A 15,470-nucleotide genomic window follows, 5' to 3' on the forward strand; every position below is an offset into this window, starting at 1 on the left:
TTGGGGTATGGTGTAATTGGCAACACAGCGGTTTCTGGTACCGCCATTCTAGGTTCGAGTCCTGGTACCCCAGCGAGTAGGTGGAGGCGATTTTGTCGCCGAGGCCGAGGCAGTTAAGCTGACTCAGCCTCATGTGCTCGATCAAGCCCGGTGAGGTTTGATGAAAATGTAGGTGAAGTTCCTGGCCCCGTCGTCTAGCGGCCTAGGACGCCGCCCTCTCAAGGCGGTAGCGCGGGTTCGAATCCCGTCGGGGCTACAACTGACAACACCCTCTCGATCCTCGGATCGAGAGGGTGTTGTTCTTTCGGCGTGTCCGTGTCAGACGCTCTTGCGGCGGAACATCTTCTGATGGTCGGCCGGACCGTGGGCGTTGTTGACCTTCGGCCCACCGTCCTTGTGTTCGACGGAATTGTGGGACTTGCTGTTCTTCTGTTCCAGAACCTCGCGGAACTTCTTCTTCAGTTCTTCACTGCCGGATTCGGCCATGGGGGACTCCTTGCAGTCGACGACCGGCCGGGTAGGCCGCTCGAGACGAAGGTACCCCACTATCGCGACGCGATCAGCTGATTTTCATCGGGCGGACGGGCCGGCAGGCACCATTCAGAGTCGCTTGTGCAGCGCGTCGGCTGCTGCCAGAAGATCTGCGGCCCAGCGCGCCCCCGGCTTGCGTCCGATTCGATCGATGGGTCCGGACACCGAGATCGCCGCCACCACAGTGTCGTTGCTGTCGCGCACCGGCGCGGCGACACTCGCGACGCCCGGTTCTCGTTCGCCTGCGCTCTGTGCCCATCCGCGCCGCCGAACTTCGAGGAGAACGCGCTCGCTGAATTCTGCATCGGGCAGAACTGCCCGCTGAGTGTGCGAATCTGCCCATGCCAGTAGAACTTTGGCACCCGAGCCCGCGGTCATCGGCAATCGTGCGCCGACGAGAACGGTGTCTCGAAGTCCGGTCGGGGGCTCCATGGACGCAACGCAGACCCGTACCGTCCCCTCGCGCCGGTAGATCTGCACACTCTCGCCGGTGATTTCGCGCAGGCGTGGCAGTACCGAGGAGGCGGCATCGAGCAGTGTGTCCGACGCGCTCGCTGCGAGTTCTCCCAGTCCCGGCCCGGTGCGCCACAGACCGTCGGCATCTCGGACGAGAAGTCGGTGTGTCTCGAGACCGACTGCGAGGCGGTGGGCGGTAGCGCGGGGCAGGCCGGTTCGAGCACAGAGATCGTTCAGATTGCAGGGCTTCTCGGCCACCGCGTGCAGCACCGTCATCGCCTTGTCGAGGACGCCGATGCCACTCGATTTGTCGACGAGGCCGCCCAGGCTATGCTGTCTCATAGAACGATATTAGCCTCCCGAATGCTGAGATTGCACAACTGCGAGTTCTCCAGTGCGCGTCAGGGGCATGATGTCGAGAGGATGGCGCGAGGTGAACCAGCGAAGGTCACCGGCGCGACGACGACACGGAAGACGAGGTCCGCGACAGCGATGTCCGAAACGACGATGTCCGATACACCGAAGACTTTGGCGGAGAAGGTATGGGACCAGCACGTGGTGGTCCGAGGCGGCGGAGAAGGTGGTGCGCGGGAGCCGGATCTGATCTACATCGACCTTCATCTCGTGCACGAGGTGACGAGCCCGCAGGCATTCGACGGCCTTCGATTGGCCGGCCGCGGACTCAGGCGTCCCGATCTGACGATCGCGACCGAGGACCACAACGTCCCGACGGCCGACATCTTCGCGCCCATCGCAGATCTGGTCTCGCGCACCCAGGTCGACACCCTTCGCCGCAACTGCGAGGAATTCGGCGTTCGGCTCTACCCGATGGGTGATCTCGATCAGGGCATCGTGCACATCATCGGGCCGCAGCTCGGCCTGACCCAGCCCGGCATGACCGTCGTGTGCGGAGACAGTCACACCTCGACTCACGGTGCCTTCGGTTCCATTGCAATGGGTATCGGCACCAGCGAGGTCGAGCACGTGATGGCCACGCAGACGCTGTCGCTGCGTCCGTTCAAGACGATGGCGATCACCGTCGACGGTGAACTCGCGCCCGGCGTCACGAGCAAGGACCTGATCCTTGCTGTCATCGCGCAGATCGGCACCGGCGGCGGCCAGGGGTACGTCCTCGAGTATCGCGGCGAGGCCATTCGAAAGCTGTCGATGGAAGCGCGAATGACCATCTGCAACATGTCCATCGAGGCCGGTGCGCGGGCAGGAATGATCGCACCCGACGAGATCACCTACGAATATCTGAAGGGACGCCCGCACGCGCCGCAGGGAGCCGATTGGGACGCGGCGGTGGCGGCGTGGAACGAGTTGGCAACCGATCCGGATGCAGTGTTCGACAACGAGGTCCACATCGACGCCGACACGTTGACGCCGTTCGTCACGTGGGGCACCAATCCGGGCCAGGGTGCGCCGCTGGGCGATACGGTGCCCGATCCCGAGACGATGGTCGACGAGAGCGAGCGGGTGGCAGCTCAGAAGGCCCTGCAGTACATGGGTCTCGAAGCGGGAACCCCGATCCGCGAGATCGCCGTCGACACCGTGTTCGTCGGCTCGTGCACCAACGGCCGAATCGAGGATCTGCGTGCCGTGGCATCCGTCCTCGAAGGGCACAAGGTTGCCGAGGGCGTACGAATGTTGGTGGTGCCCGGGTCCATGCGGGTGCGAGCGCAGGCAGAAGAAGAAGGCCTGGGCGAGATATTCGTTGCGGCAGGAGCGGAGTGGCGCCAAGCCGGTTGCTCGATGTGCCTGGGAATGAATCCCGACCAACTGGCGGCGGGTGAGCGATCGGCTTCGACGTCCAACCGAAATTTCGAGGGAAGGCAGGGCAAAGGTGGTCGAACTCACCTCGTGTCCCCGTTGGTTGCAGCGGCAACTGCAATCCGCGGAACCCTGTCCTCTCCGGCGGATCTCGCGTAGTACGCGCCCTCGCTCGATCGATCGAACCCATAGGAGAACATTCGATGGAAGCTTTCACCCGACACACCGGTATCGGAGTTCCGCTGCGGCGCTCCAATGTCGACACCGATCAGATAATTCCGGCGGTCTACCTCAAGCGCGTCACGCGCACCGGATTCGAGGACGGGTTGTTCGCCGCCTGGCGCTCGGATCCGAACTTCATCTTGAACCTCGAGCCCTACAACCGCGGCTCGGTGCTCGTCGCCGGGCCCGATTTCGGCACGGGATCGTCACGCGAGCACGCCGTCTGGGCACTCTCGGACTTCGGATTTCGGGTTGTGATCGCCTCCCGATTCGCCGATATCTTTCGCGGAAACTCGGGTAAAGCCGGGCTGCTGGCGGCCGAAGTGGAGCAGTCGGACGTCGAGTTGCTGTGGAAAGCCTTAGAAGAACAGCCCGGTCTGGAAATAATTGTCGACCTCGTCGACAAGACCGTAACGGCTGGAACTTTGGTGGTGCGCTTCGCGATTGACGACTACACCCGGTGGCGTCTGCTGGAAGGTCTCGACGACATCGGATTGACATTACGCCAGGTAGAGGCCATTACCGAGTACGAAAAGTCAAGGCCTTCATACAAACCCCTGACGCTTCCGGCACGGATCGAAACACCCGCGGAAAGCTGACCGGGCGGGGTCCGACACGCTTTGCGGCCGTGAATCATTCCGCGACACCAAAATGAAAATTGGCGTGGCGCATAGACTCTTGACGACTTGGGGTTTACCGTTGTAGTAGTCGGTCCGACGATGGGCCACCATATAGCGGAGGAAATTCCATGAACAAGGCAGAGCTGATTGACGCCCTGACCGAGAAGTTGGGGTCTGATAGGCGGAGCGCCACAGAGGCTGTCGAGAACATCGTCGACACCATCGTGCGCGCAGTACACCGCGGCGAGAGCGTCACGATCACGGGCTTCGGCGTGTTCGAGCAGCGTCGCCGCGCAGCGCGCGTCGCCCGTAACCCCCGCACCGGTGAGACCGTTCGCGTGAAGCCGACCAACGTTCCGGCGTTCCGTCCGGGCGCTCAGTTCAAGGCCGTCATTGCCGGCGGACAGAAGCTGCCCGCCACCGGTCCTGCCGTCAAGCGTGGTTCGGCTGCGGCTCCCGCCAAGAAGACTGCGGCAGCGAAGAAGACGGCTGCGAAGAAGGCAGCCGTGAAGACGACCGCCCGCAAGGCAACCACCACCGCTGCTGCCAAGAAGGCAGCACCGGCCAAGACTGCCGCCAAGAAGGCAGCTCCCGCGAAGACCGCGGCCAAGAAGGCAGCTCCCGCGAAGACCACTGCGCGCAAGACCGTCGCGAAGAAGGCTCCGGCCAAGACGACCGCACGCAAGGCCGCAACAACTGCTGCACCCGCCAAGAAGGCTCCGGCCAAGACGGCAGCGAAGAAGACCGTAGCCAAGAAGGCTCCGGCCAAGAAGGCTCCCGCCAAGAAGGCACCCGCAAAGCGCGCAGCGAAGAAGTAGCGCCCACCGGCGCCCACCTCTTTTCGGCGGCCGCGTTCTCGTTGCCGGCACTGCAGTTACGCGAGAAGACCCCCGACTCGATCTTCGAGTCGGGGGTCTTCTTTCGTGCGAGTGTGTCTAGTGTTCGGCCACGAGCGTCGGGAGCGGACTGGCGATGTGGTCGGCAGCTACGACCCTGCCGTCGTGGCGCGACAAGACCCAGACGCTTCCCTTGCGATTTCTGTTGGCAGGCAACGTGATTCCATCTTTCTCGGCCCACCACCGCATCAAGTCGGGGATCACTTTGCCTTGGCTGCAGATCACGGGCGTACCGGGCTGCTCGGCAATCTCGCGGGCTCGGTGGCGTCCCTTGCGTGGGTCGTCGGCATACCCCTCCTCGGACAACAGGTGTTCTGCAACGATGTCCACGCCCAACGATTCCGCGAACGGAGCAACCGTCTGCACGCACCGCGCACGGTCGGCCGCGTACACGGCATCACCTCCGAACGCACGGAGCAACGAGACCAACGATTCGGCCTGCCGTCGTCCGGTCTTGTCGAGTGGACGGTCGACGTCGTTGCCCTTGAACCGTGATCGCGATCCCGCACTCCCGTGCCGAACCAACAGAACGGTCGAGGTGTCGGCCGGCTTGGCCACGAACCTGCGAAGAATCTGGTGGTCCATGGGATACGAGAGTTCGCGGCCGACGGCCTCGGGTGCGATCCATCTCAATTCGTCGACTTCGTCGTTGGGAACGAACTCGCCCCCGATTGCCTCCGCCGCCCAGTACAGAACCTTCTTGACCCGACGATGTCCCGGAATCGGGTACGTGACGTAGGAGAGCGACCGTCCGAGTCGGGAGTCGAATCCGGTCTCCTCCTTGACCTCTCGGACTGCTGCGTCGACGGCAGTCTCACCGGGATCGAGTTTTCCCTTGGGGAAGGACCAGTCGTCGTACTTGGGTCGGTGCACCACGGCGACCTCGACGGCCCCGTCGCCCCGCGGCGAACTACGCCACAGGATCGACCCGGCCGCAAAGATGTTGGCGCGAGGGGAGCCATCGGATGTGGCCATCAGGATGCCTGATTCCTCCGGCTGCGCATCAAGTCGACCTGATGCTCACGAACTTTTTCACCTCGAGCCGGTGACGCGACCCAGCCGCCGTCCGGTCCCAACTCCCAGCACCGAGTGGTGGGGTCGAGGGCAGAGTCGAAGATGTCGCTCAGCTGGTTCGCCAGTCGCGGATCCTTGACCTGAGCCATCACCTCGACTCGGCGATCGAGGTTGCGGTGCATCATGTCTGCGCTGCCGATCCAGAATTCGTCGGCACCTTGGAAGTGCAGAACTCGCGAGTGTTCGAGGAATCGGCCGAGGATGGAACGGACCTCGATGTTCTCCGACAGGCCGGGAACTCCTGGCTTGAGTGCACAGATTCCGCGCACCACCACCTTCACCGGAACGCCGGCCATCGACGCCCGGTAGAGCGCGTCGATGACCTGCTCGTCGACCAAGGCGTTGGCCTTGAGGCGAATTCCGGCCGGACGGCCTGCCTTGAGGTGTTCGACCTCGGCCTCGATGCGCTCGACTATTCCGCGACGCACCCCGTACGGCGCGACGAGAAGATTGCGGTACTTGGACTTTCGCGAGTATCCGGTGAGCGAGTTGAACAGATCGGTGAGGTCGGCTCCGATTTCGGGCGACGACGTGAGCAAGCCGACGTCCTCGTAGATGCGCGCAGTCTTGGGGTTGTAATTGCCGGTACCGATGTGGCAGTACCGGCGAATGACCGACCCCTCTCGGCGCACCACCAGACAGGTCTTGCAGTGCGTCTTGAGACCGACGAGCCCGTACACCACGTGCACGCCCGCCTTCTCCAGCTTGCGCGCCCACTCGATGTTCGCTTGCTCGTCGAAACGCGCCTTGATCTCGACCAGGGCGACGACCTGCTTGCCTGCACCGGCAGCATCGACGAGCGCATTGACGATCGGGGAGTCGCCCGAGGTGCGGTACAGGGTCTGCTTGATCGCCAATACCTGCGGGTCGGCCGCTGCTTGCTCGATGAAGCGTTGCACGCTGGTGGAGAAGGAATCGTACGGGTGGTGCACCAGTACGTCGCCGTCGCGCAGGGTCGAGAACACGCTCTTGGGTGTCTCGCGCTCACCGAAGGCCGGGTGCGTGGCCGGGACGAAGGGCGCATCCTTGAGGTTGGGACGGTCGACGCTGTAGACCTGCCACAGGCAGGACAGATCGAGCAGTCCGGGGACCTGGATGACGTCGCCCGGATCGACATCGAGTTCGCGTAGCAGCAATTCGAGCATGTGCTCGGTCATGTCGTCGGCGATCTCGAGGCGGACCGGGGAGCCGAAGCGCCTGCGCGCGAGCTCGCGCTCCAATGCCTGGAGCAGATCCTCGTCGCGGTCTTCCTCGACCTCGAAATCGGCGTTGCGCGTGATGCGGAACGCGTGGGACTCGACGACCTCCATACCGGGGAAGAGCACGTCGAGGTGAGCCGAGATCAACTCCTCCATCGACAGGAAGGCATCGATGCGGTGGCTGCCCTCGCCGCGCTTGACGCGTACGAAGCGATCGACGTTGTCGGGGACCTTGACGCGGGCGAAGTGCTCGCCGGTGGTCGAGTAATCCTTCACTGTCACAGCGAGATTGAGGCTCAGGCCGCTGATGTAGGGGAAGGGGTGCGCCGGGTCGACGGCCAGCGGCGTGAGAACCGGAAAGACCTGCTCGGTGAAATAGTCGGAGAGTCGCGCGCGCTCGTCGCTGTCCAGGTCGGACCATCGGATGATCGCAATACCCTCGGCAGTGAGCTCGGGCAGGATCGAATCCAGCAGCACTCGCGCATGTTTGAGCGCGAGCTCCTGGGTGCGTTGACCGATCACTGCGAGTTGCTCGCGCGGGGTCATACCGTCGGCGGATCGAACCGAGAGGCCGGTTTCGTCGCGACGTTTGAGACCGGCGACCCGAACCATGTAGAACTCGTCGAGATTGGACGCGTAGATCGCGAGAAACTTGGCCCGTTCGAGCAGGGGCAGCGACGAGTCCTGCGCGAGCGCAAGAACACGTGAGTTGAAATCGAGCCAGCTCAATTCCCGGTTGAGATAGCGATTTTCGGGAAGCACGGTGGCTGCGTCCACCGATTCCGGTGTGGCAGCCGGTAAGGCGGAGGGAATGCTCGGCATCGTCGCCGCGATCGGAGCGCTCCACGCCGGATCCGAACCCGGGCCCTTTCCTGTCTCGATCGGCGGATCTTCGTTCGCTGGCTGCACGTCGTCGTTGCTCACCGCACGATCATCCCCCATACCCGGCGTGGGTGAAACTCCGATGGCCGAACTCGACTCACGTGTTCACTTCACTCGCGATGGTGGTAGCCCTCACGCAGTCGTCGCGGATGCTTCTTCGCTCCAGCCGAGCGACCGTAGGACGGCCGACGTTGCAGGCCCGACTCCGAGACGATGCGCTCTGCGGACGTCGTCGGCAGTATCGACATCCAATCGAAGACCGGGCCACGAACCGTCGAGTTCCCGTGCACCCGAGGCGGAGTGGTGGCGCGCGGAGTCACGGCCGAACAGCGGTGCCAGATCGTCGGGGGAGTCCTTCAGGATCAGTGCGGCGGTCCCCGTGCCGTGATGGTCGACCACGAGCGATCTGCCTCCACTCCGAGCCGCGGCATATGCCTGGGCGAGTTCCGTGGATCGCATCGACGGAAGGTCCGCCTGCAACGCGATGATGTCGACGCGATCTGCAGTGCGGGTCAGGCCATCCTGGATGTCCCCGACCGCGGCGTCGCGGCGAAGTACGTGCGCTGCAGACGCGAACGCGTGATTGAGCCGTTCGTCCGGGTGCCGTGCGGGATCGCCGACAGGTTCGTCGAACACCCGTGCACCGATTTCGCGGGCGGTCCGAGCGACGAGAGGATCGGGGGTGACCACCGTGACCGACTCCACCACCGGGACGGCAGATGCGGCGCTCACGGTGTCGCTGAGCATCGCAAGTACCAATCGCGATCGATCGGGTGGCGAGAATTCTGCCGCCAAACGCGACTTGGCGGCGGTGAGATCCTTCACTGCGATCAGAACCTTGACGACGCGGCGGGCAGCATCGGCCGACGCAGTCTCTCGGTCGCCGCCGTCGCCTCGTGATGCACCCATGATGTTCGATCCTGCCAGCGTCACCGATCTGTGCCGACTCCGACCGCCCGAGCAGCTCTGCGAGTTAGGGTGATGCGCGCGTGAGACGGGCATCGGCGAGGCGAGGGGTTGGCGGAATGAGCAGAGCAGCGGTACTGGGGTCGGGTTCGTGGGGGACGGCATTCGCCAAGGTGTTGGCCGAAGCGGGAACGGACGTCACCATGTGGGCCCGCCGCGAGGAGCTTGCCGCGTCCATCAGCGACGACCACGAGAACAGCGACTACCTCCCGGGAATCGAGCTGCCGTCGTCGATCCGCGCGACCCACGATCCCGTCCGTGCGCTCGACGGAGCAGACATCGTGGTGCTGGCCGTGCCGTCGCAGAGTCTGCGGGCGAACCTGGGGGCGTGGACCGACTCGATTCCCTCGAACGCGACTCTGCTCTCGTTGGCGAAGGGGATCGAGACCGGAACGCTCATGCGGATGAGTCAGGTCATATCTCAGGTGACCGGAGCGGATCCCAGCCGGGTCGCGTGCCTGTCCGGGCCCAATCTTGCGCGTCCGATAGCCGAGGGCCAGCCCGCCGCGACCGTAATCGCGTGCTCGGACTCCCAGCGCGCCCTGGAAATTCAGAAATCCTGCGCCACAGGATATTTCAGGCCGTATACGAACACCGACGTGATCGGGGCCGAGATCGGTGGTGCCTGCAAGAACGTCATCGCCCTCGCCTGCGGAATGGCCGCAGGCGTCGGGTACGGCGAGAACACACTCGCGTCGATCATGACGAGGGGTCTCGCCGAGATCATCCGCCTCGGAGTTGCCCTCGGTGCCAACCCGTCGACGCTGTCCGGCCTGGCCGGCGTCGGCGACCTCGTCGCCACGTGCTCGTCACCTCTCTCACGCAATCGCACATTCGGTGAACGACTGGGTTCGGGTGGCTCCCTCGAGAGTGCGCAGGAAGCAGCACACGGACAGGTTGCCGAGGGCGTCAAGTCCTGTACGTCGGTGCGTGCGCTCGCCGAGAGCTACGACGTCGAGATGCCGCTGACCGACGCCGTGCATCGGGTCTGTCACGGCGGCATGTCCGTTCCGGATGCGGTCGGGCACCTGCTGGGGCGTCGTATCAAGCCCGAGTGAGGCAGTGATCGGCGTCCCGCCAGGAACAGGGCGAATCCGCGTTCGATGAGCCGCGGCGGTACGGTTTCTCATCGTGAGTACTCCCCGCATCAAAGTTGCCGTCGTCTTCGGTGGCCGCAGCAGCGAGCACGCTGTGTCCTGTGTATCGGCAGGTAGCGTGCTGCAGAATCTCGATCCCGCCAAGTACGAGGTGGTTCCCGTGGGGATCACCGCGGACGGTGCCTGGGTACTCGGCTCCTCCGACATCGATGCGCTGACGATTCACGACCGGGTACTGCCGACCGTGGACAAGACGGGGGCAGCGCTGGCCCTGAGCACCGACCCCGGCCATGCCGGTGCGTTGCTCGCCCTCGGTGAGGGTAAGGGCGGGACGGTACTGGCGTCCGTGGACGTCGTGTTCCCGGTTCTGCACGGACCGTACGGCGAGGACGGCACACTGCAGGGACTGCTCGAGTTGGCAGGTGTTCCGTACGTAGGGCCGGGGGTGTTGGCCAGCGCTGCGGGGATGGACAAGGAATTCACCAAGAAGCTCCTCGGTGCCGAGGGGCTGCCGATCGGTCGCCAGGTGGTGCTTCGCCGCGCGGTCGACGATCTGACGGCGGCCGAACGTGAGCGAATCGGGCTGCCCGCATTCGTCAAGCCGGCCCGAGGCGGGTCGTCCATCGGCATCTCGCGCATCACCGCGTGGGATCAACTCCCCGCCGCGATCGCTGTGGCACGCGAACACGACCCCAAGGTGATCGTCGAAGGCATGATCCACGGCCGTGAGGTCGAGTGTGGGGTACTGGAGTTTCCCGACGGTACGGTGCGCGCGAGTGCCATCGCGGAGATCCGAATTCCCGACGCGGACATCGACGATCACGCGTTCTACGACTTCGACACGAAGTACCTCGACGACGTCAGCGAATTCGACATCCCGGCCGTCCTCGACGACGCCACCAGCGACCGCATTCGCGAACTCGCCGTTGCCGCATTTCGGGCGCTGGACTGCCAGGGACTGGCGCGAGTGGATTTCTTCGTCACCGAGGACGGTCCGGTCATCAACGAGATCAACACGATGCCCGGGTTCACCTCCATCTCGATGTACCCCAAGATGTGGGCCGAATCCGGCGTCGACTACCCGACGCTCATCGCCACCCTGATCGACACCGCTCTCGCCCGCGGAACCGGTTTGCGTTAGAGCTGTTGCGGCCCAGCGCTACTGCAACGGAGCCGGGTCGAGAGGCTGTTGGGGCAGCGCGTCCGACACGGCCGAGGACGCGTCCTGCAACGGGGTAGGGCCCGAGTTTCCCGGAATCGTCAGTGCGACGTACACACCGCGATCGACGACGAACCATGTGCTGGCATCGATTCCGTCGTCTGCCCCGGACACCTCGAACCATTGGACGCCGTTGATCACCTGAAGCGGCGCAGCCACATCGAATCCGATCGGTCTGGGTAGGCCGCAGCGCAACACGACCGGCTCGGCGTTCTCCTCGTCCGAGACCCACGCGCGCACTCCGACCGGGGCCGGGTCGGCCAGCTCGGCTGCGGCGTAGTCGCCGAGGTTCTCGGGCACGGCATCGAGCAACGACGTGCACTGCGCACTCGCGGCATCGGGGGCGTCCACCGGGCCGAGAGCGACCGGATCGTGGACGGGTGAGCGACTCACGGCAATGGCGGCGACCAGAACTCCGACCACCAGCGCGACCGGCAATGCGATCGCGGTGGCGATCACGGCGGGATGGCGCTGCTCGCGAGTGTCCTCGGTTCGAGCCGTGTCGTCGTCGGTGCCGGCGTCGTTGCCGGTCTCGGATGAGCTCACGAGCTATCGGACGGTCGTGGTCGACTGCGGAGCCACGGGGCAGGTGAGGGTGCGCGTGATGGCATCGACCTTCTGGATGCGGGAGACGATCTCGGTGACCTCGGAGTCGGAGGCACCGTCGGCACGCGCGATCACGTCGTAGGGCCCGACCACTGCCTCCGCCGACACGACACCGTCGACGGCCTCGATCTGCTGCGCGACTGCCCTCGCGCGGCCGACCTCGGTCTGAACGAGAACGAATGCTTGCACCATCGGTGGTCCCTTTCCCTGCCGGACTGCTCGACTGTAGGTTGAGTCGACTACGTTCTCTTCGCACGTGACCTGTTGCGCCGGTACTGTTCCGGCCGCCGCTAAAAGGTACCGCAGGCGCGGCGCGTGTCACGCGTGAGACCGTCGCGCACACACCGCGTTCTCAGGGAGGAACATCATCGACGACACCGTCACCGACTCGGCTGCCGGCACCGAACGCACTGTCGCGCAGGTCGGCGAATTCGACGTGATCTCTCGCGCCGTTGCAGGCCGTGTGCAACCTTCGTCGACCATCGTCGGGCCGGGCGACGACGCAGCCGTTGTTGCCGCGTCCGACGGCCGCATTGCGGCATCGACCGATATGTTGGTGCACGGCAGGCACTTTCGACTCGACTGGTCCAGCCCGATTCAGATCGGGCGCAAGGCGATCGCGCAGAACGGCGCAGACATCGCCGCGATGGGCGCGCAGTGTTCGGGGTTTCTCGTCTCCCTCGGATGCCCGGCGGATACGCCCGTGAGCGTGACCGACGGTCTCAACGAGGGCATGTGGCGCGAGGCGGTCGCCGCGGGATCTGCCGTCGTCGGTGGCGATGTGGTGCAGTCACCCCAGCTGGTGATCTCGATCACCGCACTCGGTGATCTGCAGGGCCGCGCTCCGGTTCTCCGATCGGGGGCGCATGTCGGTGATGTGATCGCTTACGCGGGACGGCTCGGTTGGTCTGCGGCCGGACTCGCACTGCTGCTCGCGGGTAGAGGCGCAACCGGCCACGAGGGAGTACTCGACGCTCACCGAGTGCCCGTCCCTCCGTACCGCGCCGGTATCGACGCTGCGGAGGCAGGAGCGACCTCGCTCACCGACGTCTCCGACGGGTTGTTGGCCGATCTCGGTCACATCGCCGACGCGTCCGGAGTCCGGCTCGACGTCGACCCGGACCTTGTGGGCATCTCGCCCGAAGTGCGCTCGGCGGCAACGCTGGCCGGTCACGATCCGCTGGAGTGGGTGCTGACCGGCGGCGAGGATCACGCCCTGGTCGGTACCTTTTCCGATGCCACCGCCGTTCCGCCGGGCTGGACGGTGATCGGCCGCGTCGAGCGCGGAGCCGGTGAGCCGGCGGGTCGGGTGACCGTCGGTGGGCGCGTCCACACGGGTAGATCGGGATGGTCGAGTTTCGAGAGTGCGTGAACGCGGTCGGGACGAGCGTGTCGGCTAAGTTGCAGAGATGGCTATCTACGCACTCGGTGATCGTGAACCCGACATCCACCCCGACGCTTACGTTCATCCCGACGCGGTCGTCATCGGAGCGGTGACGTTGGCGGCCGGATCGTCGGTATGGCCCAACGCGGTTCTGCGGGCCGACTACGGCACCATTTCGATCGGTGAGGGCACCAATGTGCAGGACGGGACCGTGGTGCACTGCACGCCGATCGACGCAACGGTCATCGGGTCCGGCTGCGTGCTCGGCCACAACGCGCACGTGGAGGGCGCGAACATCGGGGACAACTGCCTCATCGCGTCGGGTTCGGTGGTGCTGAACGGTTCGAAGATCGGAGCGGGCTCGATCGTCGGGGCGGGCGCGGTGGTGCCGTTCCAGTTCGTCGTTCCCGAACGTTCGATGGCGCTCGGAGTACCCGCGAAGATTCGCGAGGGCTACCAGGTTCCCGAGGGGCACGTGGACATCAACGTGCAGATGTACTCCGCCAACGCCGCGTACTACCGCGATGCGCTGCGCCGGATCGACCGATGACGCCCCCGCCGCTCGCCGACACCGTCGACGCGGGATGGGCACGCGCCCTTGCCCCCGTCGAGGCGAATGTTGCTGCGATGGGCGACTTTCTGCGAGCCGAGCTCGCCGCCGGACGGCACTATCTGCCTGCGGGCGAGAACGTCCTGCGCGCGTTTCGCTACCCCTTCGATCGGGTTCGCGTGCTCATTGTCGGTCAGGATCCGTATCCGACGCCGGGACATGCAGTGGGGCTGAGCTTTTCCGTTGCCCCCGACACTCGACCGGTACCGCGCAGCCTCGCCAACATCTTCAAGGAGTATTCGGACGATCTGGGACTGCCGACACCGAGCAACGGTGACCTCACGCCCTGGGCCGATCGAGGTGTGATGTTGCTCAACCGAGTGCTCACCGTCGAACCGGGACAGGCGGCCTCGCACCGAAAGAAGGGGTGGGAAGCGGTGACGGAGCAGGCAATTCGCGCGCTCGTCGCCAGGGCCGAGGATCCCGATGCCCCCGGACTCGTCGCAATCCTGTGGGGACGCGACGCAGCAACTCTGAAACCGATGCTCGGATCGGTGCCCGTCATCGAATCCGCCCACCCGTCACCGCTGTCGGCCTCGCGCGGGTTCTTCGGATCCACGCCGTTCAGTCGGGTGAACGAGCTGTTGGTGCAGGGCGGGGACGAACCGATCGACTGGACGCTGCCCTGATCGGGTCAGGAGAAATCGGGGCGACGCTTCTCGACGAACGCGTCGACGCCTTCTCGTCCGGCCGGTGACGATGCGGCCGCCGAGATCGACGCGGCCTCGGCATCCAACTGCTGTGTCAGAGTTGCCGATTCGGAGGCTCGTAACAGCGACTTGATGCCCCGGTACGCCGATGTCGGTCCGACCGCGAGAGTTCGAGCGAGGCGCTCGGCCTCGCTGTCGACGATGTCATCACCCACCAGTCGGCTGAGGATGCCGAGACGAACTGCTTCCTCTCCGTTGATGATCGAGTCGTTCAGCAGAATGTCCGTGGCGCGTCCCGAACCGACGATGCGGGGGAGCGTCCACGACATGCCGCCGTCCGGAGTGAAACCGATCGAGGGGTACGCGGGACGCAGCTTGGTCGACGGCCCACCGATGGCGATGTCGGTGAGGCAGACGAGACTCATCCCTGCTCCTGCCGCCCAGCCGTGCACACCGGCGACGATCGGGACCGTGACTGCGGCCAGTTCGCGCACGAACGCGTGAAACCTGTCTGCGACGGATCCGACGAACGCGCCGCGATCGTCGGCACCGGCGAAGTCGCGCACATTGCCGCCTGCACAGAAATTGGGCCCTCGGCCGATGAGGAGGACGCTCCCGATCGTGGTCGTCCCGGAATCGACTGCCCGAAGCGCCGAGGTCCCCGCGTCGATTCCTTCGAGGTCGAGCGATGCACCCGCGGCCTCGGTGGCGACGACGATGCGCAGCACACCGTCCTCGATGTCGACCTTGCTGGAGTTGTGGTCATCCGAATCAGTCACGCTCGGCACTCTAATGGACGTCCAAGTGTTCGACTGCACCGACAACTGTGCCCCGCCTCCGAGTTCGGGGGCGGGGCACAGTTCTCGCACGCGGGATGTAGCCGTGGAGGAAAACGAAGAGCGAGGCTCGAATCAGCCCCGGACCACCTTGCCTGCCTTCAAGCAGGAGGTGCACACGTTCATGCGCTTGGAGTTACCAGGCGCAACCTGAGCGTGAACGGTCTGGATATTCGGGTTCCAACGACGGTTGGTCCGTCGGTGCGAGTGCGAGACCGACTTACCGAAGCCGGGCCCCTTGGCGCATACGTCGCAGACGGCAGCCATAGTCGCGAACTCCTTGATAGATGTTGATCGATACATGTGGTCGAAGACATCGAAACGAACTACGAGCAGATGCAGAGATTGCAATGCGTGAAGATCGCCTCGAGGCAACCCTGCAAGAATAGCGGCGTCGCACGCAATCACCAAACCGCCACGGCAGACGCTATGAGCCGGCTCGCGCGTGG

The 15,470-nt window shown here is 64.8% G+C and carries 17 protein-coding genes and 2 tRNA genes; 10 read left to right on the plus strand and 9 right to left on the minus strand.

What is annotated here, in order from left to right; all coding sequences use genetic code 11:
- Position 1 precedes the first annotated feature (1 nt).
- A tRNA-Gln gene (locus ACNEOT_RS12950) sits at positions 2–73 on the plus strand.
- A gap of 110 nt (positions 74–183) precedes the next feature.
- A tRNA-Glu gene (locus ACNEOT_RS12955) sits at positions 184–256 on the plus strand.
- Between the two features lie 62 nt (positions 257–318).
- Here the strand turns inward: ACNEOT_RS12955 and ACNEOT_RS12960 are convergent.
- Both ACNEOT_RS12960 and ACNEOT_RS12965 read right to left on the minus strand, forming a co-directional pair.
- Positions 319–486 (minus strand): DUF5302 domain-containing protein, encoded by a 168-nt coding sequence (locus ACNEOT_RS12960; protein ID WP_415974439.1) that lies wholly within the window; start codon positions 484–486, stop codon positions 319–321.
- Between the two features lie 114 nt (positions 487–600).
- A complete protein-coding gene (locus ACNEOT_RS12965) occupies positions 601–1,329 on the minus strand; it encodes an IclR family transcriptional regulator (RefSeq protein WP_415974440.1) in 729 nt (242 codons plus the stop codon).
- A gap of 165 nt (positions 1,330–1,494) precedes the next feature.
- Between ACNEOT_RS12965 and leuC the strand changes: the two genes are divergently transcribed.
- From leuC to ACNEOT_RS12980, 3 genes are all read left to right on the plus strand, one after another.
- The gene (leuC, locus tag ACNEOT_RS12970) at positions 1,495–2,919 is read left to right on the plus strand and encodes a 3-isopropylmalate dehydratase large subunit (RefSeq protein WP_415975135.1); all 1,425 of its coding nucleotides are present in this window, start codon (positions 1,495–1,497) and stop codon (positions 2,917–2,919) included.
- A gap of 44 nt (positions 2,920–2,963) precedes the next feature.
- Complete coding sequence (gene leuD / locus ACNEOT_RS12975; RefSeq protein ID WP_222093123.1) at positions 2,964–3,581, plus strand: 3-isopropylmalate dehydratase small subunit; 618 nt, start codon at positions 2,964–2,966, stop codon at positions 3,579–3,581.
- A gap of 149 nt (positions 3,582–3,730) precedes the next feature.
- Positions 3,731–4,420 carry an HU family DNA-binding protein gene (locus ACNEOT_RS12980; RefSeq protein ID WP_415974441.1) on the plus strand — a complete coding sequence of 230 codons (690 nt, stop codon included), beginning with the start codon at positions 3,731–3,733 and terminating at the stop codon, positions 4,418–4,420.
- A gap of 117 nt (positions 4,421–4,537) precedes the next feature.
- Here the strand turns inward: ACNEOT_RS12980 and ACNEOT_RS12985 are convergent, their stop codons facing one another.
- The 3 genes from ACNEOT_RS12985 to cofC all read right to left on the minus strand — a co-directional run bounded on the left by ACNEOT_RS12985 (position 4,538) and on the right by cofC (position 8,562).
- Entirely contained in the window at positions 4,538–5,473 is a 936-nt protein-coding gene (locus ACNEOT_RS12985; protein WP_415974442.1) for an NUDIX hydrolase, read from the minus strand.
- On the minus strand, positions 5,473–7,593 hold the full coding sequence (locus tag ACNEOT_RS12990) for an RNA degradosome polyphosphate kinase (RefSeq protein ID WP_415975136.1): 2,121 nt from the start codon (positions 7,591–7,593) through the stop codon (positions 5,473–5,475). Before ACNEOT_RS12990 ends, ACNEOT_RS12985 begins: the two co-directional genes overlap by 1 nt.
- Before the next feature lie 192 nt (positions 7,594–7,785).
- The gene (gene cofC / locus ACNEOT_RS12995) at positions 7,786–8,562 is read right to left on the minus strand and encodes a 2-phospho-L-lactate guanylyltransferase (protein WP_415974443.1); all 777 of its coding nucleotides are present in this window, start codon (positions 8,560–8,562) and stop codon (positions 7,786–7,788) included.
- Between the two features lie 116 nt (positions 8,563–8,678).
- Between cofC and ACNEOT_RS13000 the strand changes: the two genes are divergently transcribed.
- Together ACNEOT_RS13000 and ACNEOT_RS13005 are read left to right on the plus strand one after the other, a co-directional pair.
- A complete protein-coding gene (locus tag ACNEOT_RS13000) occupies positions 8,679–9,677 on the plus strand; it encodes an NAD(P)H-dependent glycerol-3-phosphate dehydrogenase (RefSeq protein WP_415974444.1) in 999 nt (332 codons plus the stop codon).
- Between the two features lie 73 nt (positions 9,678–9,750).
- A complete protein-coding gene (locus ACNEOT_RS13005; RefSeq protein WP_415974445.1) occupies positions 9,751–10,857 on the plus strand; it encodes a D-alanine--D-alanine ligase family protein in 1,107 nt (368 codons plus the stop codon).
- Between the two features lie 18 nt (positions 10,858–10,875).
- Here ACNEOT_RS13005 and ACNEOT_RS13010 read toward each other — a convergent pair whose 3' ends face one another.
- Complete coding sequence (locus ACNEOT_RS13010; RefSeq protein WP_415974446.1) at positions 10,876–11,481, minus strand: DUF3515 domain-containing protein; 606 nt, start codon at positions 11,479–11,481, stop codon at positions 10,876–10,878.
- A 3-nt stretch (positions 11,482–11,484) separates the two neighbouring features.
- Positions 11,485–11,733, minus strand: coding sequence for an Lrp/AsnC ligand binding domain-containing protein (locus ACNEOT_RS13015; RefSeq protein WP_415974447.1), 249 nt, complete (start codon positions 11,731–11,733; stop codon positions 11,485–11,487).
- Positions 11,734–11,908: 175 nt separating this feature from the next.
- On the opposite strand from ACNEOT_RS13015, the gene ACNEOT_RS13020 reads away from it, so the two are divergent.
- From ACNEOT_RS13020 to ACNEOT_RS13030, 3 genes are read left to right on the plus strand one after another with little or no spacing between them, the layout of a single operon-like run.
- Positions 11,909–12,913 (plus strand): thiamine-phosphate kinase, encoded by a 1,005-nt coding sequence (locus ACNEOT_RS13020; protein ID WP_415975137.1) that lies wholly within the window; start codon positions 11,909–11,911, stop codon positions 12,911–12,913.
- Positions 12,914–12,950: 37 nt separating this feature from the next.
- Complete coding sequence (locus ACNEOT_RS13025; protein WP_415974448.1) at positions 12,951–13,475, plus strand: gamma carbonic anhydrase family protein; 525 nt, start codon at positions 12,951–12,953, stop codon at positions 13,473–13,475.
- Positions 13,472–14,164 carry a uracil-DNA glycosylase gene (locus tag ACNEOT_RS13030; RefSeq protein ID WP_415974449.1) on the plus strand — a complete coding sequence of 231 codons (693 nt, stop codon included), beginning with the start codon at positions 13,472–13,474 and terminating at the stop codon, positions 14,162–14,164. The genes ACNEOT_RS13025 and ACNEOT_RS13030 overlap by 4 nt, the downstream gene beginning before the upstream one ends.
- Before the next feature lie 5 nt (positions 14,165–14,169).
- Here ACNEOT_RS13030 and ACNEOT_RS13035 read toward each other — a convergent pair whose 3' ends face one another.
- Both ACNEOT_RS13035 and rpmB read right to left on the minus strand, forming a co-directional pair.
- Entirely contained in the window at positions 14,170–14,964 is a 795-nt protein-coding gene (locus ACNEOT_RS13035; protein ID WP_415974450.1) for an enoyl-CoA hydratase/isomerase family protein, read from the minus strand.
- A 132-nt stretch (positions 14,965–15,096) separates the two neighbouring features.
- On the minus strand, positions 15,097–15,288 hold the full coding sequence (rpmB, locus tag ACNEOT_RS13040) for a 50S ribosomal protein L28 (RefSeq protein ID WP_008717389.1): 192 nt from the start codon (positions 15,286–15,288) through the stop codon (positions 15,097–15,099).
- Positions 15,289–15,470: the final 182 nt, after the last annotated feature.

Source organism: Rhodococcus sp. 077-4 (assembly GCF_047782425.1).
GTDB lineage: Bacteria > Actinomycetota > Actinomycetes > Mycobacteriales > Mycobacteriaceae > Rhodococcoides.

Coding starts and splice junctions, on each gene's coding strand:
- ACNEOT_RS12960 (WP_415974439.1), bottom strand. CDS start 486: ATGGCCGAATCCGGCAGTGAAGAACTGAAGAAGAAGTTCCGCGAGGTT.
- ACNEOT_RS12965 (WP_415974440.1), bottom strand. CDS start 1,329: ATGAGACAGCATAGCCTGGGCGGCCTCGTCGACAAATCGAGTGGCATC.
- leuC (WP_415975135.1), top strand. CDS start 1,495: ATGTCCGATACACCGAAGACTTTGGCGGAGAAGGTATGGGACCAGCAC.
- leuD (WP_222093123.1), top strand. CDS start 2,964: ATGGAAGCTTTCACCCGACACACCGGTATCGGAGTTCCGCTGCGGCGC.
- ACNEOT_RS12980 (WP_415974441.1), top strand. CDS start 3,731: ATGAACAAGGCAGAGCTGATTGACGCCCTGACCGAGAAGTTGGGGTCT.
- ACNEOT_RS12985 (WP_415974442.1), bottom strand. CDS start 5,473: ATGGCCACATCCGATGGCTCCCCTCGCGCCAACATCTTTGCGGCCGGG.
- ACNEOT_RS12990 (WP_415975136.1), bottom strand. CDS start 7,593: ATGCCGAGCATTCCCTCCGCCTTACCGGCTGCCACACCGGAATCGGTG.
- cofC (WP_415974443.1), bottom strand. CDS start 8,562: ATGGGTGCATCACGAGGCGACGGCGGCGACCGAGAGACTGCGTCGGCC.
- ACNEOT_RS13000 (WP_415974444.1), top strand. CDS start 8,679: ATGAGCAGAGCAGCGGTACTGGGGTCGGGTTCGTGGGGGACGGCATTC.
- ACNEOT_RS13015 (WP_415974447.1), bottom strand. CDS start 11,733: ATGGTGCAAGCATTCGTTCTCGTTCAGACCGAGGTCGGCCGCGCGAGG.
- ACNEOT_RS13025 (WP_415974448.1), top strand. CDS start 12,951: ATGGCTATCTACGCACTCGGTGATCGTGAACCCGACATCCACCCCGAC.
- ACNEOT_RS13030 (WP_415974449.1), top strand. CDS start 13,472: ATGACGCCCCCGCCGCTCGCCGACACCGTCGACGCGGGATGGGCACGC.
- rpmB (WP_008717389.1), bottom strand. CDS start 15,288: ATGGCTGCCGTCTGCGACGTATGCGCCAAGGGGCCCGGCTTCGGTAAG.